At 71.8% G+C, this 22,165-nt stretch carries 13 protein-coding genes; 7 read left to right on the top strand and 6 right to left on the bottom strand.

Annotation, left to right across the window (positions count from 1 at the left end; genetic code table 11):
• Positions 1–37 precede the first annotated feature (37 nt).
• The 4 genes from G4D85_RS36935 to G4D85_RS36920 are packed head-to-tail and all read left to right on the top strand — an operon-like array spanning position 38 to position 10,404.
• Positions 38–1,732, top strand: coding sequence for a TolB family protein (locus G4D85_RS36935; protein WP_164018798.1), 1,695 nt, complete (start codon positions 38–40; stop codon positions 1,730–1,732).
• A gap of 36 nt (positions 1,733–1,768) precedes the next feature.
• Complete coding sequence (locus G4D85_RS36930) at positions 1,769–3,670, top strand: hypothetical protein (protein WP_164018797.1); 1,902 nt, start codon at positions 1,769–1,771, stop codon at positions 3,668–3,670.
• Positions 3,667–7,275, top strand: a complete 3,609-nt coding sequence (locus G4D85_RS36925; RefSeq protein ID WP_164018796.1) for a flagellar motor protein — start codon at positions 3,667–3,669, stop codon at positions 7,273–7,275. The genes G4D85_RS36930 and G4D85_RS36925 overlap by 4 nt, the downstream gene beginning before the upstream one ends.
• Positions 7,276–7,284: 9 nt before the next feature.
• Positions 7,285–10,404, top strand: coding sequence for an MYXO-CTERM sorting domain-containing protein (locus G4D85_RS36920; protein WP_164018795.1), 3,120 nt, complete (start codon positions 7,285–7,287; stop codon positions 10,402–10,404).
• Here the strand turns inward: G4D85_RS36920 and G4D85_RS36915 are convergent.
• Positions 10,401–11,792, bottom strand: coding sequence for a response regulator (locus G4D85_RS36915; protein ID WP_164018844.1), 1,392 nt, complete (start codon positions 11,790–11,792; stop codon positions 10,401–10,403). The genes G4D85_RS36920 and G4D85_RS36915 overlap by 4 nt on opposite strands.
• A 12-nt stretch (positions 11,793–11,804) precedes the next feature.
• Between G4D85_RS36915 and G4D85_RS36910 the strand changes: the two genes are divergently transcribed.
• The gene (locus G4D85_RS36910; protein WP_164018794.1) at positions 11,805–12,191 is read left to right on the top strand and encodes a VOC family protein; all 387 of its coding nucleotides are present in this window, start codon (positions 11,805–11,807) and stop codon (positions 12,189–12,191) included.
• A 66-nt stretch (positions 12,192–12,257) separates the two neighbouring features.
• The gene (locus G4D85_RS36905) at positions 12,258–13,622 is read left to right on the top strand and encodes a GspE/PulE/PilB domain-containing protein (RefSeq protein WP_164018793.1); all 1,365 of its coding nucleotides are present in this window, start codon (positions 12,258–12,260) and stop codon (positions 13,620–13,622) included.
• Positions 13,623–13,700: 78 nt separating this feature from the next.
• On the opposite strand, the gene G4D85_RS36900 is transcribed toward G4D85_RS36905, so the two are convergent.
• Both G4D85_RS36900 and G4D85_RS36895 read right to left on the bottom strand, forming a co-directional pair.
• The gene (locus tag G4D85_RS36900; RefSeq protein ID WP_164018792.1) at positions 13,701–15,881 is read right to left on the bottom strand and encodes a serine/threonine-protein kinase; all 2,181 of its coding nucleotides are present in this window, start codon (positions 15,879–15,881) and stop codon (positions 13,701–13,703) included.
• 67 nt (positions 15,882–15,948) lie between these two features.
• Positions 15,949–17,295, bottom strand: a complete 1,347-nt coding sequence (locus G4D85_RS36895; RefSeq protein WP_164018791.1) for a trypsin-like peptidase domain-containing protein — start codon at positions 17,293–17,295, stop codon at positions 15,949–15,951.
• Positions 17,296–17,542: 247 nt separating this feature from the next.
• Here G4D85_RS36895 and G4D85_RS36890 point away from each other — a divergent pair, with 247 nt between their 5' ends.
• Positions 17,543–18,556 (top strand): ATP-binding response regulator, encoded by a 1,014-nt coding sequence (locus tag G4D85_RS36890; protein ID WP_164018790.1) that lies wholly within the window; start codon positions 17,543–17,545, stop codon positions 18,554–18,556.
• 30 nt (positions 18,557–18,586) lie between these two features.
• Here the strand turns inward: G4D85_RS36890 and G4D85_RS36885 are convergent, their stop codons facing one another.
• Genes G4D85_RS36885 through G4D85_RS36875 form a run of 3 tightly spaced genes read right to left on the bottom strand, consistent with a single transcriptional unit; the run spans position 18,587 to position 22,156 of the window.
• On the bottom strand, positions 18,587–19,624 hold the full coding sequence (locus G4D85_RS36885; protein ID WP_164018789.1) for an agmatinase family protein: 1,038 nt from the start codon (positions 19,622–19,624) through the stop codon (positions 18,587–18,589).
• A 46-nt stretch (positions 19,625–19,670) separates the two neighbouring features.
• Positions 19,671–21,128, bottom strand: coding sequence for a DUF4215 domain-containing protein (locus tag G4D85_RS36880; protein WP_164018788.1), 1,458 nt, complete (start codon positions 21,126–21,128; stop codon positions 19,671–19,673).
• Between the two features lie 11 nt (positions 21,129–21,139).
• Positions 21,140–22,156: a peptidase associated/transthyretin-like domain-containing protein gene (locus G4D85_RS36875; RefSeq protein WP_164018787.1), complete on the bottom strand. Its 1,017-nt coding sequence runs from the start codon at positions 22,154–22,156 to the stop codon at positions 21,140–21,142.
• Between the last annotated feature and the right edge of the window lie 9 nt (positions 22,157–22,165).

Below are 22,165 nucleotides of genomic sequence, written 5' to 3'. Positions count from 1 at the left end.
GGGTCGTCGTCTCGGTCTCTCCGGGAGGTCGTTTCCGATGCTGAGGACACTGGCCCTGGTTTCCATGTTGTTCCCCGCGGTGTACCCCGCCTTCGCGCAGATGGAGGCGCGCCCCATCCACGGCACCCATCGGGTCGTCAACAATGGGCCGGGTGACCAGACGGACCCGCACGTGAGCGGGGCGCTGGTCGCCTATACGAATGAAGTCCGCGGCACGAGTGAGATTCGCTACCACGACCTGGCGTCGGGCCAGGACGCGGCCATCCCCAACGAGGGCGCATTCGACTTCGTGTCGGACGTGAGCGGCGGCACGGTGGTGTTCACCCGGGTGAGCGCCTCCAGCTCCATCTACACCTTCGACGTGGGCCCCGAGGCCACTCCGGTGGAGGTGGCCCCCGAGGCGGGCTGCAGCCGGCGCGCGGCGGTGATTGGTGGCCGCACGGTGGCGTGGCAGGACTTCGGCTACACCGGCAACTCGCTGCAGCCGGAGATCGCCACGTATGACCTGGACCGGGACATCCTCACCCGGCTCACGAATGACACGCTGCAGGACCGCACGCCCTCGGTGGCCCCGGATGGCAGGACGGTGGTCTGGGCCAAGTGCGACGCGCAGGGCCTGCGCTGCGACATCTGGGAGGCGCGGTGGAGCGAGGGCGGCTTCGTCACCCAGGCCCTTACCGGCGCCGAGGGCGAGGACTCTCAGCCGGACACCAACGGCCAGGTGGTGGTCTACGCCAGCACGCGCACGGTGGACGGCGTGACGGACCGGGACATCTACTGGAAGCCGGTGGGCGGCGGCGCCGAGCAGCGGCTGGCCCTGCCGGGCCTGGACGCCAACCCGAGCATCAGCGGCTCGCTGGTGGCCTTCGAGCGGAGGGCCCCGGGCAAGAGCGACTTCGACATCGCCCTGTATGACCTGGCCTCGCAGACGCTGTACGTGCTGACGAGCGGGGTGGAGGACGAGAACCTCAATGACCTGAGCGTGGACGCGGACGGCCAGGTGCGAGTGGTGTGGACGGCGCCCGCGAGCGGCGACTTCAACGTGCACTCCTTCACCTTCCAACTGCAGGAGGAGCCCCACTGCGATCCGGGACAGAAGGAGGGGCGGCTCCCCATCCAGGTGTGCTTCGAGCCCGAGAACTGGCCGCTGCTGACGTCGGTGGAGCTGACGCGGACCACCGGCGGGCCCAACTCGGCGGAGTTCCAGTTCCCCGGCTCGGGCGTGGGCGTGCTGTGCGTGGACAACGGCTACAGCAGCGCGCCGGCCACGTCCGGCTGGGTGTGGCTCAACGGTCACGAGAAGGTGACGCCCGCGCAGTTCAAGCCCGACGTCTCGCTGATCGCCGCGGGCGTGGTCATGGGGGGCGACAACCTGCTGAAGGCGACCATCTCCGGAAGCCCCGGCAGCTCGTTCCGCCTCCGCGTCTACGGCATGCCGCCGAAGTGCGAGGCGGATGACGCACCCGGGCAGCAGCAGGAACCCGGCGCGATGGTCATCCCCGGCCAGCGCGTGCAGCCCATGGCGCTCCAGTCGGAAGCGGTGTCACCCATGACCTTCATTCCCGAGGGCAAGGTGCGGGTCCTGGGCCCGGTTCCCGGGGGCTGCAGCACGGGCGGTGGCTCGCTGGCGCTGGTGGGGCTGATGGTGGTGGCGCTGTGGCTGGCGCGACCCCAGCGGGTGGGGGTGGTGGCGAGGCGGAAGGAACTTCGGCGCGAGCCCCGTGCCCTGTAGAGTGGGAGCCGCCTGAACCGGTTCCTCCTCTCAGCATTGCTGCTGCTGTGCGCCCCGGCCTGGGCGGACACGCTCGAGTTCCTCGGGCCGTCGTCCGCCGTGGCGCCGGATGGCTTCCTCCTGGCGGTGGCGCGGCGCGACGCCGCTGGCGCGCTGGTGCCGACAGGCGCCGTGTCGGTGGTGGCGGAGGGCGCGGAGCTGCGGGACGGCCCCGAGCAGCCGCCGCTGCGCTCCTTCCGGGTGGTGCCGCAGCCGGGCGCGCGCGACGTGGTGGTGCGCGCGCGGGTGGACGGGCTGGAGGCCCAGGCGCGCTACGGCGTGGGGCCGCCGGGCACCGAGGTGCGGCTGGCGCTGGAGCCTGCCGCGCCGGTGAAGGGGAAGGACAAGGAGGCGGTGCTCACGGTGCGGCTGCTGCGGCCGGACGGCGCCGCGGATGACAGCGGCGCGCCGCCGGTGGTGCGCGCCAGCATCGGCCGGGTGGAGGGCCTGGAGCGGACGGGGCCCGGCACCTACCGCGCTCGCTACGTGCTGCCGGACACGCGCTACCCGGAGGTGGCCATCCTGGTGGCGTTCTCCGCGTGGCCCAGCCCGCAGTCCATCCACGGCGCCTATGGGCGCGTGCTGGTGCCGCTGGCCGCGACGGTGACGCTGCCGGGCACCACCGAGCCGGACGCGCAGATTTCCGTCGACATCGCGGGCACGTCCTTCGGCCCGGTGGCGGCGGGCCCGGACGGCCGCTTCCGCCTGCCCATCATCGTCCCACCGGGGCACCGCATCGGGCAGGGCCGCGTGGTGGACCGGGTGGGCAACGTGCGGCGCATGCCCATCGACCTGATGCTGCCGCCCACTGACGGGCTGGCGTGCGTGCTGCAACCGCAGCGGCTGCCGGCGGACGGCGCGTCGCGGGCGCGGCTGGTCTGCGCCACGAGCGACCCGCTGGGCCGGCCGGTGGAGGACGCGAAGGTGACGGCCCAGGCGCGGCACGGGACGCTGAGTGGCCCGGTGCGCGCGGAGGGCGGCCTGCTGGAGTGGCGCTACACCGCGCCTCGTGGGCTGGCCGAGGATGAGCGCATCACCGCGGCGTGGCCGCAGCGGGGCGCCGGTTCACGTGAGGAACTGGCGCTGCAGCTGGTGCAGGGGCCGGTGGCGACGGTGGGCCTGTCCGTGTCCGACGCGCTGGTGCACCACGGCGCCCGCACGGAGGTCCAGGTGACGGCACGCGACGCCTTTGGCCGGCCCCGGCCTGGAGCGGTGGTGGAGACGCTGGCGCCGGTGGGCACCTTCTCGCCGCCGGTGGAGCTGCCGCCGGGCACCTTCACCAGCACGTGGACTCCGCCTGCTTCGGGTGACGCGGCGGAGGTCGGCCTGCGGGCCCGCGCCTGGGGGCCGGCGGGCAGCGAGCCCGCGCGCATCTCCGTGTGGCGCGAGGGCGGCGCGCTGTATGCCGGCGTATCGGACCTGGCGGGGTTGCCCGTGCCGGTTCAACCCCTGCGCGTGGATGGCCAGACGGTGGAGACGGGCGCGGACGGCACGGTGCGCCTGGGGCCGCCACGGCCCGGCACGCTGCAGGTGATGCATGGGGTGTGGCCGGGACTGGCGCGCACCGTCCATGTGCTCGGGCCCGACGGGCCGGTGTATCCGCTGGAGGCGCCGCTCGTGCCGGCCGCCGTGTCGCAGTCCGTGAAGCTGGCGCCCGAAGTCCCGGTGAACGTCCGGCTGAAGGTAGAGGGCACTCGCGTGACGTACTGGGTGGAGGACGCGAGCGGGCAGGTACTGGAGGGCCGCAGGGTGCACGTGGCGCTGTCCGGTGGTGAGCGAGTGGATGAGGCAGTCGAAGGCGGCCGCACTTCGTTCACCGTGAGGGCCCCGGGCCCGGTGGGTGTCTCCGTGGCGGACGTGAGCACCGGTGTGACGGCGCTGGCCGAGGTGAGGCCATGAGGCGCGTGATGAAGGTGCTCTGCGCCGTGCTGCTGTGGCCCGGCCTGTCGGCGGCGCAGGGGCTGTCCGCGGACACGGCTTCGCTGGCCTCCACGATTGCAGGCCGCGTGTGCCAGGACGTGGATGGTGACGGGCGCTGTGGCGCGGACGAGCCGGGCCTGCCGGACGTGCGCCTGGTGCTGACCACCGGCCGCGAGGTGCGCACGGACGCGCGGGGCCGCTACCACGTCAACGGCGTGGACGCGCGCGTGCCGGACGCGACGGGTGGGCTGCACCTGCGCCCGGGCCGCCAGCGGCTGAAGGTGGACCCACGCTCGTTGCCGGCCGCCAGCCGGGTGACGCCCGAGGCCGCCACCGTGGAGGTGCCCTGGGGCGCCGTCGTCCTCCAGGACTTCGCCGTGCGCAGCGTGGCCACGCAGGCGCCGCCGCTGGCGCTGTCCTACGCGGCGGTGCCGCCGGTGGCGGAGCTGGTGGCCGGCGAGGGCGCGGTGCGCTTCCGCGTGGCCGGACAGGCGGCCCGGGGAGACCGCGTCACCGTGGCGGGCGTGGAGGCGGAGGTGGACGCGGAGGGCGCGTGGAGCGCGCTCGTCCCGCTGGTGGTGGGAGAGAACACGCTGGCCATCACCGCCACCGCGCCGGACGGGGCGGTGCGCCTCTTCCGCCAGCGCGTGGACGTGGTGCGCCGCGAGGACGGGTGGCTGGTGGCACCCCGGCCGGTGGAGCCCGCGGGCTCGCTCCAGCTTCCCGCCGGGCGGGATGAGCAGGTGGCGAGCGGCACCACCCGGCTGCGCGTGGAGGCGCCGGAGGGCACACGCGTGCGCACGCCCGAGGGTGAGCGCGTGGTGGGGCGGGAGGGCAGCGTGGAGGTGCCGGTGGCGCTGGCACCGGGGCTCAACGCGGTGCCGCTCCACCTGGAAGTCCCGGGCGAGGCGCCGCGCGACGAGACGCTGGAGATTGACGCCGCCGCGAAGCCCTTCGCCGTGGGCCTGCTGGACGTGGAGGCCACGTGGGCGCCCGCGAATGGCGACGTGCAGCTGCGCGGCCGCGGCTCCGTCCATGGCGAGCTGCGAGTGGGCGACGTGGAGCTGGTGGGCGAGCTGGACCTGCGCGACACGGACGGGCGCACGCTGCACGGCGCCAGCCTACCGGACTGGCTGCGCCCGCGCGTGCCCGAGCGCTTCGAGCGCGTGCCGGACCTGGACCTCACGCCCGCGGAGTGGGGCGACGACTCGGTATCGCTGACGCCCAACGCCGCGGAGGGCCGCCTGCGGCTGGAGGCCCGGCACGAGGACTACGGACGCGCCGGCCTGGGCACGTACCGGGCGCTCGTGCAGGACGGCGAGGTGGGCCGTTACCACCGGCCGCTCTTCGGCCCCTACCTGGAGCTGAAGACGGGGCCGCAGGAGGACGACGCGGCGCGCGCGGGCGTGGAGGCGTTTGGTGGGAGTCTCTCGGACCCGAGCCGCCTGCTCACGGCGGTGCCGGCGCACGAGGAGCTGCGCGCCACCGGCGGCAGCCTCTACTACCTGGGCGCGGTGTCGGTGGCGGAGGGCTCGGAGCTGGTGCGCGTGGAGGTGCGCGACGGCGTCACCGGCCTGCCGCTGGCGGAGCGGCACCTGGTGCGCGGGCGCGACTACGACATCGACTACTTCGCCGGCCGCATCCTCCTGTCGCGCCCGCTGTCCTTCCTCGCGGGCGAGTCCTGGCTGCGCACGGGCTCTCCCACGGAGGCGCCCGAGCCGGTGCTGGTGGTGGACTACGCGGCGCTGCGGGCGGCGGATGCCGACGACACGGCCGGTGGTGAGGTGTGGGCCGAGTGGCTCGGCGCGCGCGTGGGCTTCGCCGCGGTGCGCGAGGGCCGCGAGGGCCGGCCGTACACGCTCTACAGCGGCCGGGCGCGCGCGGCGCTGGGCGCGTACACCCTGCAGGCAGAGGTGGCCTCCAGTCGCGGCACGGCGGTGGCACCGGAGCTCTTCGGCGTGTCGGACGACGGCGGCCTCAGCTTCATCCGCCCCCGGGTGGCGCTGGGGACGGAGGGCGAGGCGCTGGGCCTGCGGGTGCGTGGGCCGGGGCCATTGGGTGGCTCGGGAAGCGCGGTGGACGCCGCCTTCCGACTGCGCGCGAAGGGCTTCTCGGACGGGGCACACGCGGAGGCGGCCCTGTTCCGGCAGAGCTCGCTGCGCGTGCGCCAGCCGCTGGGACGCCTGCGCCTGACGCTGCTGGCGGATGAGCGTCGCTCGGCCGACCCCCGGGAGCCCTTCATGGACACCCCGTTCTCCGCGCGCACGGTGGGCGCGGGCGTGGGCTGGGAGGAGTCGGTCTGGGGCGTGCAGCTGGAGGTGCGCGACTCGCGGCTGAGCGCCGCGGAGGTCCCCGGCGTGGGCCCGGCGCTCTTCGGAGGCCGTACCTCGGCGGGGGTGGCGGGCACCTGGCGCGTGTCCGAGCGCCTGTCGCTGCGGGCGGCGCACCGCCAGACGCTGGCGCTGCACGGCGAGGGCCCGGGGCGGATGGATGACACCTTCACCTCGGCGGGCGCGGACGTGGACGTGGCGCGGGACACCCGGGTGGGGGTGCACGGCGGCTGGGGCCCGGACCTGGGCCCGCGCGCGTGGGCCAACGTGGAGTCGCGGAGCGGGCAGGACGTCTACTACGGCGGCTACTCGGTGGACGTGGACGGGCCGGACTTCGGCGCGGGCCGGACGCTGACGGGTGCGCGCACGGAGCTGCCGGACAGCGGCACCGCGCTCTTCGTGGAGGACGTGGGCGCGCATGACGCCACCACCGTGCGGCTGGCGCGGGCGGTGGGGCTCCAGCAGCAGGTGACGGGCAGCTTCAGCATGGGTGCCCGCTACGAGCGCGGCGTGCGCAGCCTGCTGGACGTGGACAGCGCGCTGAGGCGGGACACCGCGGGCGTCTTCGGTCAGCTCCTGCTGGCGCGCCTGCGCGTGGAGGGCCGAGTGGAGCTGCGCCGGGAGGAGGGCACGCCGGAGCGCGGCGCCCAGACGCCGGTGGACCGCTTGCAGACGGTGGTGGCGCTGGCCGCCCAGGCGGAGCTGCGCGAGGACGTGACGGCCTCCGGCCGCGTGGACTTCTCCCGCACCGTCAATGAGGAGGCGCTCGAAGCGAGGTTCGTGGAGGGCTACGCTGCGGTGGCGTGGCGTCCCGGGCCGTGGCTGGTGGTGGGACGCTACGCCATCACCCGCGAGCTGCTGCCCGGCGCGCGCGCCGCCTTCGGTGACCGGGCGCTACAGATCTTCTCCCTGCTGCCGGCCGTCCAGGCGGGAGACCGGGTCTCCGTGGGGGCGGGCCTGCACGCGGGCCGCTCCAGCCTGGAGGACTCGGTGCGCTGGGTGTGGACGGGCACGGTGCGCCCGGCGGTGCGGGTGGTGGGCGGCCTGGAGGTGGCGGCCGAGCTGGCGCGCAGGACGGCTTCACCGGAGGGCGAGCGGCTGACGGCCGTGAGGGTGGAGGTCGCATACCGGGTGGACGAACGTCTACGAGTGGCCACCGGGTACACACTGCTCGGCTTCAGCGGTTTGGGTCTGACGGCCGACTCGTCGGAGAATCAGGACCGGCTCTACCTGCGAGCCGAAGTGGCCTACTAGGAGCACTCCGTGCGCGCCGCCATCTTCAGCCTCTGTCTGGGTCTCTCCGCGGTGGCGCACGCATCGAGTGCGCCGTCCGGCGTGGATGGCGTCCCCGTGAACGTGGACCTGTGGGCGCCTGGCGTGTTCTCGGTGACGTCGACCGTCAAGGCAGAGCTCCGGAGGAATGCCGACCCCCCGGTGGAGTTCTTCGAGGGGAGGGCGCCCGGCACCTTCCTGTCTCCCCTGGGCTGCTTCGCCGTCGTCGCGCCCAACGGTAGCTTGTCCAGCGTCCAGAACTGCCTGGCCTCCGGGAACATCAGCCCCGACAACCCGAACATCAGCACCCGCGCCGTGCAGCGGGTGCGCTTCACGCCCTCGGGGACCGGCTATGCGATGGTGCGACTCGACACGGCCACGCTCGAGCTGCTCTACGCGCCCCTGGCGGAGGTCGGAGACCCTCCCTGGGATTGGCTGACCATCTCCAACCCCGTGTACACGCCCACGACGGTGATGGGAGTGACGGAGACGGCCAGCGGTACCCAGGCCCTCTTCCACGTCCGCAGCGGCGCCTCCGAGTTCCTGTGGTACCAGGGGCGTGACGAGATGGCGGAGGTCTCCATCTCCGACGCCCTGACGACGGTGCCTCCCGCGACGGTGGACCTCATCGCCGCGGACGGGCCCCATCCGATAGCGCTCTTCGGCAACAGCGACGGGCTCTTCCGGGGACAGCTCGTGCCGCCGCCGGTCGTGCCCGGGTCCATCTCCCCTCCGTTCTCGCGCGTCACGGTGCTCGATGGTGGGACGCCCCTGGGCATCACCTCCGTGGATGTGAACACCGGCACGGGAAGCGTGCGCGGCGAGGGCTTTGGCCTGGCGGTGGGGACGGGGGCCGGCGGAATCCCCGTGGTGCTGGGCGCCGTGCCGACCGACAGCGCGTCCGATGCGGGGACGCTGTGGCGCGTCCATCCTGAGTTCGCGGCCAGCCCCCTGCCGGTGCGCGCGGTGGAGGTGGGCTGTGTGGGCTCCGCCTTCTGCGTCATCACCCTGGACAGCCCGGGCGACTCCAGCGACAACCTCATCCTCTACACCAACGCGGCGTCGCCCCGGTTCCTCACGGGCACGCAGGCCCGGCCCATCAACGAGGGGAGCGGGCCCGTCGCGGTCCAGGTCACCGCGACGGATGATGACGGCGACGCGGTACGTGTCTCGGTGGATGCGCTGGCGGCGGCGGACCTGCTGGACGTGAGCGCCGCGGCCCAGCCGGACACGTTGGACCTCGTGATTTCCCCACGAGGAGAGGTCTGCAAGGACGAGACGCGGGTGCTGAACCTCTGGGCGTCGGATGGCCTGGGGGCGCATGACCAGGGCGCGGGCCTGAGCGTCACCATCGTCAACCAGCAGGGCCCCCAGGCGCCGGGGGTAACGCCCACGGCGGCCTCGACCCCCGCGGCTGGACCGCCGAGGGTCTTCACGGCGACGCCTCCCCCGGCGGGCGCTTGCGCCACGGTGGGCTACAGGTGGGACGGAGGCGCTGGCCAGCCTGCCCTTGCCACGGCCCCCGACGGAACGGCCACCTTCACGCCTCCGGACTTCGTGTGCTCGCGAGCTGGCACCGTCTACACGTACACGGTGCAGGGCCTGGATGAGGGCGGCCTGGCGTCGCCTCCCACGAGCTTCGCCGTGACGGTGACTGCCTGGGGACGGCCTTCCTCGCCCTTCGACCCGGACGCGGAGCGGGCTCTGGCCTCTGGCCCGGACGCGGGTGTGGAGGTGGCGCCCGACGCGCTGCTCCCCTGCGCTCCCGGCACGCCGGACCTGCCCCCGGTGGAGACGGTGTGGCGGCTGACCGCGCCAGGGGAGGGCGTGCCCCCGGGCCTCACCGTGAAGGACTCGGACGGCGGCACCGTCTCGCTCGCGTCCGAGGTGGTGAGCGGAGCGCTCCGGGTGGAGGCCGCCGCGTGCGCGCGCGCCACGCTGTCGCTCACCGCGAGGAACCGCATCAACTCCATCGAGGGCGGCCTCCAGGAAGGCACCGAGGCGCAGGTTCGCGTGGTCGCGGAGCCCCCGGAGGAGGACGCCACCACCGCCGGGCTGAACCTGACGGCGGTGCCCGCGGCGGACCAGCAGGTGGACGTCAACCTGGGCACGTCGCTGCTCTGCCCGGGCGAGTACGCCCTGCGGGCGCGCATGGCGCTCAGCGAGGGAACGGGCGGGCCGGAGCTGGCATCCGAGGTGGTGTCCGTGCCGGGGTCCTGGAGTCCGCCGGTGCCGGAGACCTGCGATGCCACGGAGTACCTCGTCCAGGGCGCGCTCCTCGACGACAGCGGCCAGCCCCGGAGCAACGGAGGCACCGCGGAGGCGCGGGTGACGGTGCCCGCTCGGGACGTCCGGCTGGGCGCGCTGGAGGGTGGGGCGCTGGTGGCCCGCTGTGGCGAGGGTGTCACCGGCACGCTCACCCAGGCGATTCCCGCCGGTGCCTGCCGCACGGCGGCCCTCTTGTGGACGCAGGTGGACGGGCCCGCGCTCACGGAGGACGCGCTGTCCGGTGAGAGCGTCACCCCCCGCACGCAGGAGACGGGGCTGGAGGGGCTGGTGGGCGAGTCCATCACCCTGCGCGTCACCGCGGAGGCGGCCGGCGGCAGGACGGCCACCACCGAGCACGTGGTGCCCATCACCACCGAGCCCTTCGTGGACCTGACGCATGAGACGGAGTCCCCCACGGGCTCGGAGAATGGCCTGGTGGGCGTGGTGGTGCGGCTGCGCAACACCACGGAGTGCCCGGTGTCCGGCCTGCGCCACGTGGAGCAGGTGCAGGGGCTGGAGTGGCTGCCCGGCAGCGTGAAGGTGGACGGCCAGCCCATGGCGGAGGAGGCGCGAGAGGACGGCTTCGCGGTGGAGGGCATCCCGCTGCCGGCGAGCGGCACCGCCGTGCTGACCTACGTGGCGCGTCCCCGGCTGCTGACCTCGCCCCACTTCGGTGGAGAGGTGCTGCTCAACGGCGTGCCGGTGTCCGCGCCCCTGCCCGAGGAGCAGGCCACCTCCGGGTGTGGCTGCTCGGGAGCGGGGACGGGCTCGGGCGCGGCCGTGTTCGGGCTGCTGGCGCTGGCGCGGCTGCTGCGCCGCCGTCGGGACGGCGCGGCGGGCTAGAGGCCGAAGGTGATGCGGTGGCGGCGGCTCGGGGCTTCGGGCCGCTCCTCCAGCACGCCGAGCAGCTCCAGGCCGCGCAGCGTGGCCAGGGCCTGACGCTCGGACAGGTCCGTGAGCGCGAGCAGGTCCTCCACCGTCTTGCTGCCGTCCGCGTACGCGAGCAGCAGCGCCTGCGGCCCCTGCAGCTTCAGCTCGTGCAGGCCATACGGCGGGTCCGCGGTGGGGAAGAGGCGGCGCGAGGGCGGCATGCGCTGGCGCAGCGCCACCAGCGTCTCCGTCTTCTCCATGCCCTCCAGCACCAGGTCCCCGGGGAAGACGGACAGCTTCACCAGGTCCGCGCGCTGCGGCCGCATGGCGCTGAAGCCGTACTGGCCCTCCGTCCAGGTGAAGGTGGACCAGATGATTTCCTTCACCTGCTCCTCTAGGAGCTGCTGGCGCCGCGCGGCGTCCATGAGGCCCAGGCGCAGCATGGCCTCGCCGGTGCGCAGGCCGTGCTCCTTCGCGTACGCGGCCACCTCGGCCAGGCGGGCCTCGGGCAGCACGCCTCGGCGGACGCAGAAGCGGCCGAAGCGCTCCTGGCCCAGGTTGGAGGCGGCGTACACGATGCGGCCGGCCTCGAAGTAGACGACCTTGAGGATGGAGCCCTGCTTGAGCTTCAGCTCTCCGTGGTGGCGCGCCTCGTAGTACGCGTTCAGCAGCCGCGCGACGGAGGTGTCCTTGAGGTCTCCCGCGAGCGTCCACTCGGGCAGGGTGCCGCGCGAGGGGGTGGCCGGGGAGGCGGCGGTGGGGCTCCACACCTTCTCGCGCCGCTCGAAGGGCAGCGGGAGGGCGTGCTCACCATCGTCCGGGACGGGCAGTGCCTCCGTCTCGGCCACGGAGTGCAAGGAGGAGGCGGCGTCGCCCTCTTCGGGCTCGGGAGCCAGCTCCTCCAGGACGATGAGGTCGTCCTCGTCGAGGAGCTCGTCGGGCGGCGCGGACTCCGGCACGGGGGGGGACGCGCGGGGCTCGGGTGAGATTCCACCCGCCTCCTCCAGGGCTTCCATGACGGCGTTCAGCTCGAAGGGCTTGGAGAAGAAGGCGCGGGCGCCGTGGACCTGGACGGCCTCCTGGGCGAAGCGGTCCCCCTTGTAGACGCCGCTGACGGCGACAGCGGGGATGCCGTGGGCGCGCAGCGCGCCCAGCACCTCGCTGCCGCGGATGTCCGGCAGCAGCAGGTCCACGAGGGCGATGTCCCACTTGGAGCCGGGGCCGAGTGCCTCCAGGGCGGCCTCGCCGGTATAGGCGGCGCGCGCCTCATGCCCCCGGCTCTCGGCCGCGGAGACGATGAGGGAAGCCAGTTCGTGGTTGTCTTCGACGACGAGCAGTCGCGCCATGAGCGCGCAGACCATAGCATCCGCGCCATGGACGTTCAGGGCTTCCACCATGTGGCCATCCAGGCGAGGGACATCGAGCGGGTGACCGCCTTCTACCGGGACCTGCTCGGCTTCCCCGAGCTGACCCGGCACCTGAGGCCGGACGGCTCCCTGAGGAGCATCTGGGTGGGCGTGCCCGGAGGCGGCTTCCTGGCCATCGAGGCAGCGGGGACGGAGCCGGAGCCCAGCCCGTTCCGCCACGAGCGGCCGGGCCTGCTGCTGCTGGCGTTCCGGATTCCGAAGTCCGGACGGGCCGGCGCGGTGGAGGCGCTCGCCCGGGCGGGGGTCCCCCTGGAGCACGAGACGCGGTGGTCGGTGTACGTGAGGGACCCGGAGGGCAACCGGGTGGCGCTCAGCCACCACCCCGAGGACTAGCGCCACCGCGCGCCGGGTGTGGGCGCGCTTGCGGAGCGGGACGGGGCACGGCTACAAGCGGAGGCCATGCGCCTGGGTGAAATGCTCCTGAAGGAAGGTCTCGTCACCGCCGAGGGACTCGAGGAGGCGCTCGAGGCACAGGTGGTGCACGGCGGGCGGCTCGGGACGAACCTCGTGGAGCTCGGGCTGGTGTCCGAGCAGGACCTGGCGAAGACGCTGGGTCAACTGCACAACACCGCGTTTGCGTCCGGGGAGCTGGTGCCGGACCCGAAGGCGATGGCGCTCGTGTCGTCGAACCACGCGGACGACAAGGAGTACCTGCCCATGCGGGTGGACTCGACGCGGCTGAGCATCGCCGTGCTCAACCCGCACGACTTCGAGACGCTGGACTCGATTGCCTTCAAGACGGGCAAGCGGGTGGTGCCGGTGGTCATCCCCGAGTTCCGGATGAACCAGCTGCTGCGCCGCTACTGCAAGGCGTTCCGCTCACTGCGCGCCATCGACGTGAATGCCATCCGCCCGAGGCCCGCGCCGGGCTCGCAGGCGGAGCTGGCGAAGGCGTCCGAGAAGGCGCCGGACCTGATGAGCGAGGAGGAGTTCCAGTCCGTCTACGCTCAGGCCTTGCGCGGAGGGGCGGACTACGAAGGGGACATGGGCGAGGAGGAGGTCATCACCGGGGTGGAGGTGATGGAGCCCCTGCCGATGCCAGAAGCCCCGGTGATGCAGCGGCCCGTGGCTCCGGTCGCGCCTCCGGCGGCGCAGGTGCCGGTGCAGCCGCCGCGTCCGGTGGTGCCCGCGCAGCCCTTCCCGATGACGCCGCCGCCGGTGGTGTTTGTGCCTCCGACGCAGCCGCAGCGCCCGGCAGTGCCCGTGGCGGCGGCTCCGACGGCGGTGCCGCCTCCGCAGGCGGTGCCGGTGCAGCGGCCTCCGGAGCCGCCACCGACGCCGATGACGTTCGCGGAGGCGCAGGCGGAGCTGGCGCGCAGCTCGGACCGCGAGGACGTGGCGCGCACGGTGCTGCGCTTCGCGCTGGGCAAGTGGAAGCGGAACCTGCTGCTGTCGGTGCAGGGCAGCCTGGTGACGGGCTGGCACGGCATGGGCACCGGCGTGCGCGAGCCGGCGGTGCGGCGCATCGGCGTGGCGCTGAGGGAGCAGAGCACCTTCCGGTTGGTGCGCGACACGCGCTCGCACTACATCGGCCCGGTGAAGCGGGACGCGGCGATGGGCGTGTTCTACAAGTTGCTGGGCGGCGGCTTCCCGACGACAGCCGTCATCCTGCCGCTGCTGGTGCGCGGCAAGGTGGTGCACCTGCTCTACGTGGACAACGGGCCCGACCAGCTCACCCCGCCGGACGTGGGCGAGCTGCTCATCCTCTCGCAGAGCGTGGGCCGCTCGTACGAGGCGATGATGCGGCGGCGCAAGAGCGCGTAGCGCGCTGCCAGGGAGCTCGCGCTTGTGCACCTGCCCCCGCGCCTCGGATGACGGCGCGGGGGTTCCAGCGGATGCCCGCTACTCCTCGACGGGTGCCTCGAAGTCCACGTCGAAGGCAACGCGCTGACCGGGCTCCATCTTGAAGGTCCGCTGCCAGCGCGCGTTGTTCACGACGACGAGGAGCTGGTGCGTGCCCTCGTAGAGGTCCAGCTCCTCGACGGGAGCAGCACCCACGAGGCGACCGTCGATGGTGACGATGGCGCCCTTCGGCGCGCGCACGGTGGCGAAGCCCTTGTTGAGGAAGAACTGCTGCGCGGTGCGGCCACCCGCCGGCACGGTGATGGTGCGAGTCACCTGGATGCCGAGCACGGGGTTGCTGAGCGTCAGCACGTGCCGGCCCGCCGGTAGCGACGCGGACAGCGGTGTGCGTCCCAGGTAGATGCCAGGCACGGACGCTTCCACGCGCGGCTCGACGGTGAGGTCCAGCATGCCCGTCGGGATGCCCGCGTCCACGACACCGGCATCCACCGGCCCTGCGTCGGCGGTCGCCAGCAGTGCCATGGACGCGGGGTCTCCCGCATCGACTTCCGCCTCGATGTTCGAGGGCAGCCGCTTGAGCACGATGGCGCCCGCGCCGAGCGTCAGCACCAGCCCCACGACGATGAACCCCACCCAGGAGCGTGACGGCTGCTGCGAGGCCACCACGGCGGCCGGAGGAACCTGCGCCGCGGACGGAACGCCCTTGGGCGGCTGCCCACCGACGGCAGGTGACGCGCCCGAAGCAGTAGAGGCCGCAGCCGAAGCGGCGGGAGCCACCGTTCCATTCGAGCCCGTCGTCCCATGCGAGGGCGCAACGGTGGCATTCGAACCCGTTGCGGAGGCCGACCCACCCGGGAGCTGTGGGTGAGAGCCGCTGGCCGGGCCCTGCGCGGAAGCAGAGGAGGCCGGTGCGGTCTGCTCAGCCCCCGTCCCGCTCGGAATCTGTGCGTGAGAGCCGCTGGCCGACACCTGCGCATGCGACCCCGTCGTCACCGTCGCGCTCGCGGCCGGCACCACTGGCGCGCTGCCCGTGATGGGCGCCTGCGCGGAGCTCCCGGCCGCCGCCACCTGCGCGTGAGAACCCGTGGTCGGACCGGAGCTCGCCGCCGCCGGAGTGCCCTGAACGGAAGCACCTTCCTCGGGACCCGCCGAAGCAGCGCTGCTCAGATTCACGGGGCCCGACACGGAGAGCTGTCCCGGCAGCGCCGGCCACTTCGCGGGCAACACTCCCGCAGGCAGCGTCCCGCGCGCGAGGAACTCGGCCACCACGGGGGGCGAGACTCCCGCCTTCTGCATCACCTCCGCGATACCCGTCTCAATCACCCGGCGCCGCGCCGACCGCGCCTCGTTCTCCGGCGGGAAGTACTTCGCCATGAACTCGGCGAACTGCGCATGCGTGGGCAGCGTGCCCACCGCCTCCACCAGCGCCTCACGGAACGCGAGCGCCGACGGATACCGGTCATACGCGCGCTTCGTGGTCGCCTTGCGCACCACCGCGTCAATCTTCAGCGGCACGTCCTGCGGCAGCGGCGGCAGGGAGCGGTTGAGCACGGCCTTGTCCGGGTCCGCCGTCTCCTTGAACGGCATCTTCCCCGACAGGCTCTCGTGCAGCACGAGCCCCAGCAGGAACACGTCCGACTGCACGTTGACGGCCTCGCGGCCACCCAGGAGCTGCTCGGGCGCGCTGTACTTGCGCCGGTTCTTCACGCGCTTGCCGTCCTTCTCGCGCGGGGCCACGCCGAGGGCGCCGTAGCCCGTCACCTTCGTCACGCCGCCGAAGGAGAGCATCAGCGTCTCCGGGCGGATGTCGCCGTGCACCAGTGGCGTGCCGTCGTCATTGCCGGCGACGTGCGCGTAGTGCAGGCCCATGGCCGCGTCCGCGACGACGAGCGCGGCGAACTGCGGCGGCAGGCGGGGGTGGGCCTCCAGCAGGCGGCGCAGGGGCTCGCCGTCGGCGAACTCGGTGACGCGCGCCACGCCGCCGTCCTGTACCGCCAGGCCGTGGACGCGGAGGATGTTGGGGTGCTCGAAGACGAGCGCGCGCGACGTCTCTCGCGTCAGCCTCGCCGTCATCTCCGGGTTCTGGGCAATCTCCTGCGGCGCCCAGATGAGCACCACGGGGCGGGGGGGCGCGCCGTCCTCAAGGGCAAGGCCGAGGAAGGCACGCGAGCCTTCCCCCGCCAGCAGGGGACCGAGGGACTGGTAACGAACGGAACTCATACCCCCCATGCTAGTTCGAGACTCGCGGGTCCCGAAATCCAGGGAGGGCGGTCCTGGACGAAGTGCCCTAGAGCCGCTGCCCCTGGCCCTGCTCGAAGGGCAGCGTGATGTGGTACCCGTACCGGCCCCGCTGCACGAGCAGCAACACGCTCCGTCCGCGTCGCGCCGTCAGCAGCGCCTCCCGGAACGCCTCCGCCGTGGGCACCAGCTGGTTGTTCACCCGCAGGATGACGTCCCCCGGCTCCAGCCCCACCTCGGCCGCCACCGATTCGGGACGCACGCCCGCCACCGCCAGCGCCCGCTTGCCCTCCCGCACCCTGAGTCCCAGCCGCTCCCAAGCCAGCCCCTCGACCATGCGAGCGGGGAATTCCGTAGGCGTCACCTGCACCGTGCGCACGCCGCCCTCTCGGAAGAGGACCAGGGGGAAGGGCGAGCGGGCGGGGTAGCCGCGCACGCGCGTGTCGAAGTCCTCGGCGTCCTCGATGCGCGAGCCGCCCAGCTCCGCCACCACGTCTCCACGCTTCACGCCGGCCTGGGCCGCGGGGCTGCCGGGCTCCACGGTGGACACCAGCGCGCCGTAGGCGCGGTCCCACCCGAGCTGCCGGGCCACGCGCGGAGCCAGGTCCACCGTGTCGATGCCCACCCACGCGGGGCGCACCTTTCCGAAGCGGGTCAGCTCATCGACGATGCGCCGCACCTTGTCCGCCGGAATCGCGAAGCCGATGCCCTGCGCGCCGCCGCCGAAGATGGCGGTGTTGATGCCGATGATTTCACCGTCCACGTTGAGCAGCGGGCCGCCCGAGTTGCCGGGGTTGATGGCCGCGTCCGTCTGGACGAAGTCGTTGTAGACGCGCCCGTCCGCTCGGAAGGTGCGGCCCACGGCGGAGACCACGCCCGCCGTCACCGTCTTGCTCAGGCCGAACGGGCTGCCGATGGCCACCACCGTCTCACCAATCATCAGGTCCGAGCTGGTGCCCAGCTTCGCGGTGGGCAGCGGCTCGCGCGCGTTGACCTTGAGCACGGCCAGGTCGTTGCCCGCATCGCTGCCAATCACCTCCGCTTCGAACGAGCGACCGTCCGCCAGAATCACATGGATGGCGGAGGCGCCACGGATGACGTGGTCATTGGTGACGATGATGCCGGACGCGTCGATGATGGCGCCGCTGCCCAGGCCCTCAATCTTCTGGCGCTCCGGGTCTCCGCCCATGCCGCCGAAGAACTCCTCCAGAGGGGAGCGCCGGCCCCGGAAGCGGGACTCCACCTCCTGCTCGGTGCCGATGTAGACGACAGCGGGGGAGACCTTCTGGACGACCTCGACGATGGCGTCCCGGCGCCGGGCCAGGTCCGCGCTCGCGCTCCCAGAGGCGAGCAGCGCCACCACCCACAGGCTCCACGTCATGACTCCAGGCTTCATTCCAACCCTCCATGCGCCACCAGCGAATGTCGGGAGCATGACAGCCCGACTGTCGGGTAGGCCCCAGCCTGCCCGGAGGTCTCTGGTAGCGGTGCGCTGCCCTTCATAAACCAGTCCGCTCATCCGTGAACGATTGCATCTCCGGGATGCGAGCGCTTCCACCGGTGCCGGTGCACCGTGGGTGGCGGCCGTTATCCTGGCAGTGCGCCGGTAGCGTCAGGCGCACTGAAGCCGAGGGAGTGGAAGCATGAGTCTCGTCCTGGTCGCGGACGATGAGCCAGCGGTGTTGGAGGTCCTCAGCCAGGTGGTGGAGGACCTGGGCCACGACGTACTGAGGGCGCGGGACGGCGAGGAGGCGCTCGGGCTCGCGAAGGCCCGTCTGCCCCAACTGGTGGTGACGGACCACATGATGCCGCGCCTGAGCGGCGTGGAGCTGTGCCGCCGGATGAAGCAGGAGTCCCGGCTCAAGGACGTGCCCATCATCCTGCTGAGCGCGGTGCTGCCGCAGGGGGCGCCGGAGGCCTATGCCTTCCTGCACAAGCCCTTCGAAATCACCGACTTCGAGTCGGTCATCCGCCAGTCCCTGGCCAGCGCGCCGCGTTTGGAGTCCGTGGACGCGGGCTCGCCCGTGGAGGTGCTGGGCCAGTGGGTGGCGCAGACGCTCCAGGGCCCGCTGGACACGGCGCGGGCGCAGCTCAAGCGGCTGGAAGCCGGGCCCGCGGTGGACCGCGTGGCGCTGGAGTCCCTGGAGGCGCAGCTCCGGTCCATGGAGACGCTGGGTCGTCACCTGAAGGACGTGGCGCGGCTTGCGGCGGGTGGGCTGGCGCTGCAGCCGGTGGAAGCGGACCTGACGCGGCACCTGCGTGACGCGGTGATGGCCTGGAGGGCGCATGCGCCGGTGACGCTGGTGGCGCCGTCGGAGCCGGTGTCGCTGCGCATCGACACGGAGCGCATCCGCCAGATTTTCGACGTGCTGCTGGGCAATGCCGTGCGGCAGAGCCCGGACCGGAGCGAGGTGACGGTGGAGCTGCAGGCGTCGCGCTCGCTGGTGACGGTGCAGGTGAAGGACTCGGGGCCGGGCATTCCCGAGGAGGAAGTGCCCCGACTCTTCACGCCCTTCCAGACGGGCCCCGCCGGCGTGACGGGGCTGGGGCTCCACGTGGCCTCGGAGCTGGCGCGCCTGCACGGCGGGGCGCTGTCGGCGGTGTCCCGCCCCGGCCAGGGCTCCACGTTCAGCCTGCTGCTGCCCCGGGGCGGGTGACCGGGCCCGGGGGCCCGGAACCCGCGGCGCTCAGGACTTCTGCGACTTCAGCATCCAGCCAATCATCTTGTAGAGCAGGCGCGCGCCGACGTTACCGTCCCACTCGCCGCCCTCTGGATCCGGGGAGACCTCGGTGAGGTCGAAGCCGACGATGGTGCGGCCGGAGCGGACGACGCCGGAGATGAGCGCCACCGTCTCGGGGAAGGACAGGCCGCCCGGCACCGGGGTGCCCGTGTGCGGGCAGAGCACCGGGTCCATCCCGTCGATGTCGAAGGACAGGTAGACGTGCTGGGGCAGCAGGGCGACCATTTCATCCACCTGCCGGTTCCAGGGGATGCCGTCGAAGCGCTTGTTCTGGAGGGCGGCGTCGAAGAAGCCGTGGACGCGGCCCTTGGAGCCCTCGATGTAGCCGTGCTCCTCCGCGCTCATGTCGCGAAGGCCCACCTGGACGAGCGTCTTCACGCCAGGGATGCGCTCGGCGACGTTGTACATGATGGACGCGTGGGACCAGGTGAAGCCCTCGTAGGCCACGCGCAGGTCGGCGTGCGCGTCCAGGTGGAGCACGCCCATGCCGGGGTACTTCTCCGCGTGGGCGCGGATGATGCCGTAGGAGATGGAGTGGTCACCGCCCACGGCGCCCACGCGCTTGCCCTGCTCCAACCAGTGCTTCGCGGTGCGGTAGACGTACTCGTTCATCTGGTCGCAGAGGGCGTTGACGTCTTTCGCGGCCTGGAGCAGCTCGGCCTCGCCGGAGTGGATGCCACCGGCCTCGATGACGACCTGGGCGCGCTCCTTGGCCTGGGTGTTCCAGTCGCGCAGCTCCTGGGGCTCGGGGAGCATGGCGATGCCGCGCTCGTAGGGGCGGCCCGTCTCCACGTCGAAGAGGTCCACCTGCCGGCTGGCGTCGAGGACGGCGGCGGGGCCCTCGGAGGTACCGCCGCCATAGCTGGTGGTGGCCTCGAAGGGGACGGGGATGAGGACGACGTGGGCCTCGTCGGGCGAGTGGGGGAGGCCGAAGACGCCGGAGCCCGGCTGGGCGGCGGCGCTGGGGTCGAAGTGGGTAGCCATGGCGGCGCAGGATAGAGGGACTGAGCCGAGGCGCAACGGTCGGCTTTCAGGGGCGCACAAGGATGCAGCTACCGACAGTTCCCGCATCCGCGTTTCCCCCCTTGCACTTCCCGATTCTGCCGTCATCGCCTCCCGCACAGTCCTCATTGCGTGTGCAGCGGGTCCCCTCGGGGCAGTCGTGGCCTGCGCCCTCACTCATCCCCTCTGCCAGGAAGCCCCGGTCCTTTACGGACTCGATGAGGGCCTGATTTCCGTGGGTGCCGGGGGCAACGTTATCCAGACGCACCAGTGCGTCTTTGTCTCCGGGCCCCGTCACCTGGATGTCCAACTTCCCATTGGAGATTTGCTTCGTGATGGCAACCGCCATCGCCCAGGCCACACCCCGCGCAGCAGTCCCATCACCGATAGATACTTCGACATGAGAATCGGGTACTTGCCCTGTCTTGTTGAACTCGAAGAACAGTCGGGCTCGACCATCACTGATGGAGAATATTTCGCCATCCGCAATTAGGCCCCCCTCGACGGCTTCGAAATACCCGCTGGCGATACTGGAGTCCTGACGCACCTGGCAGCCTTGCCCGCAGGTCCCACAGGCAAGGGCATTGCCATCGTCGCACTCCTCTATAACAGGAGGGGTTTGGTCCATGAATCCATCGCCACATCTGGCCAGGACACATGACGACAAGCAGTCATCGTCATTGAAGTAATTGCCGTCGTCACACTCCTCGTTGGCGTTTTTAATGCCATTGCCACACCCCTCTTCCGCCCGGCAAACAGCGCTGCAACCGTCGCCCCCCACCTTGTTGCCGTCGTCGCATGTCTCGTTGGCATCCACGACTTGATTGCCACATTCTTCAGAGGCGCAAGTCGCACTGCAGCCGTCGCCACTCTCTTCGTTGCCGTCGTCGCACACCTCACCGGGATCGAGAATGCCATTGCCGCAGCTCTCGTCCGATTGACAATCGGCGCTACATCCATCGCCATTCACCTGGTTGCCGTCATCGCAACTCTCGTCGATGTCGATGAGGTCATTGCCACAGGTCTCGTCGGATTGGCAGTCCGCGCTGCATCCATCACCATCATCATGATTGCCGTCATCGCACGTCTCGTCGGCATCAACGAAGTCATTGCCGCACTCTTCGTTTGATTTACAGTCAGCGCTGCATCCGTCTGACCCGATGGCATTGCCATCGTCGCAATTCTCGTGCACGGCGGTGTCCACGATGTCGTTCCCACATAGCTCCAACGACTTGCAGTCCGGGCTACAGCCATCGGCGCCGGTGATGTTGCCATCGTCACAGGCTTCGCCGGGCTGGATGACCCCATCGCCGCAGTCGTCAAGGATGCATGCATCCTGTCTGGCTGCGCACTTCATGCCCGAAGCACAGAGCAGCCCTGATGGACAGGTGGTGCTCTCGGATTGGATGCAGGACAGGAACAGAAGGCAGAGGATGGCCAGCAGTGCATGGCCGAGCCGGAACTGGAAGGACAGGTCTTGACGCATGGAGGGCCTCATCAAAAACGGAGCGTTCCCAAGACGCCGCCCGAACCGGACCCGACGAGCGGGGTGACGAGCAACTCTTGTCCGGGAGCATCCGGGTTCACCCGATAGGGCTGTGAGCGATTGAGGTAGAGGAGCACCGCGCCCGTGGTCAGCGCGGCTCCGGCGATGACATAGGAGCCGACCGCGACGTTCTGAAGGGTATCGGCCTGATTTCGCAGCCTCACGACGGTCGGACCTGGGAAACAGCCCTCCGTGCAAGCGGCGACCTCAGTGTCGAGCGCATCGAGTCGGTCTTGTGCCCTCTGGTGCAGGAGCGCGCCGCTTCCGGCGACCGCCATTCCCGCGCCCATCACCGACCAGGGGAGCCAGCCAGACCACCGCCGACGATAGCGGGTGACGTCGTCCGCGGTGTACAGCTTGAGCTGGACCTGCACCTTCTCTCCCGGCATGAGCGGCTGGCCCTTCTCTGTCGGCAGGTAACCCGCCTTGAGCGCCACGAGGCTGTGCATGCCGGGCCGGACCAGCCCCTTGAACCGTCCCGGCGCCGAGAACAGCTGCCGACCATTCATTGTCACCGTGGCGCCAGGGATGTCACACGACACGTCCAGCCACGCGAGCTGCTTCTCGATGAGCGACTTGTACCCGAGCGCGTGCTCGAACCGCCCCGTGTCCAGCGGCTCCGGCCCATGCGCCATCGCCGCCACGAGGTGCTCGTGGACCTCGACGGGCCGGTCCAGGTTCATCAGCGCCAACGCCAGGTTGTAATGGATGGCGGGGTGGTTCCAGTGCTTGAGCGCCCTGTGGTACCGCCGGACGGCCTCGACGAAGACGGACTCCTCCAGTCGCTCGTTGGCCTCCTGGAACAGTGCCCGCGCGGCCTGCTCGTCCTGCTCCGTGACACCGCGCGCCCACGGGCGGCCATCGCTCGCGCCGAGCGAGGTCCGTGCCTGCTGCGCCTCCGCGGCAGTCGCCCACGACATCATCCAGGCCATTGCCAGCGCGAGACCGGGCAGGGCCCTTCTCTTCATTCGAATCAC

Origin of the sequence: Pyxidicoccus trucidator (assembly GCF_010894435.1) — a bacterium.
Classification (GTDB): Bacteria; Myxococcota; Myxococcia; order Myxococcales; family Myxococcaceae; genus Myxococcus; species Myxococcus trucidator.
This window is presented reverse-complemented; position numbering and strand designations above follow the sequence as displayed.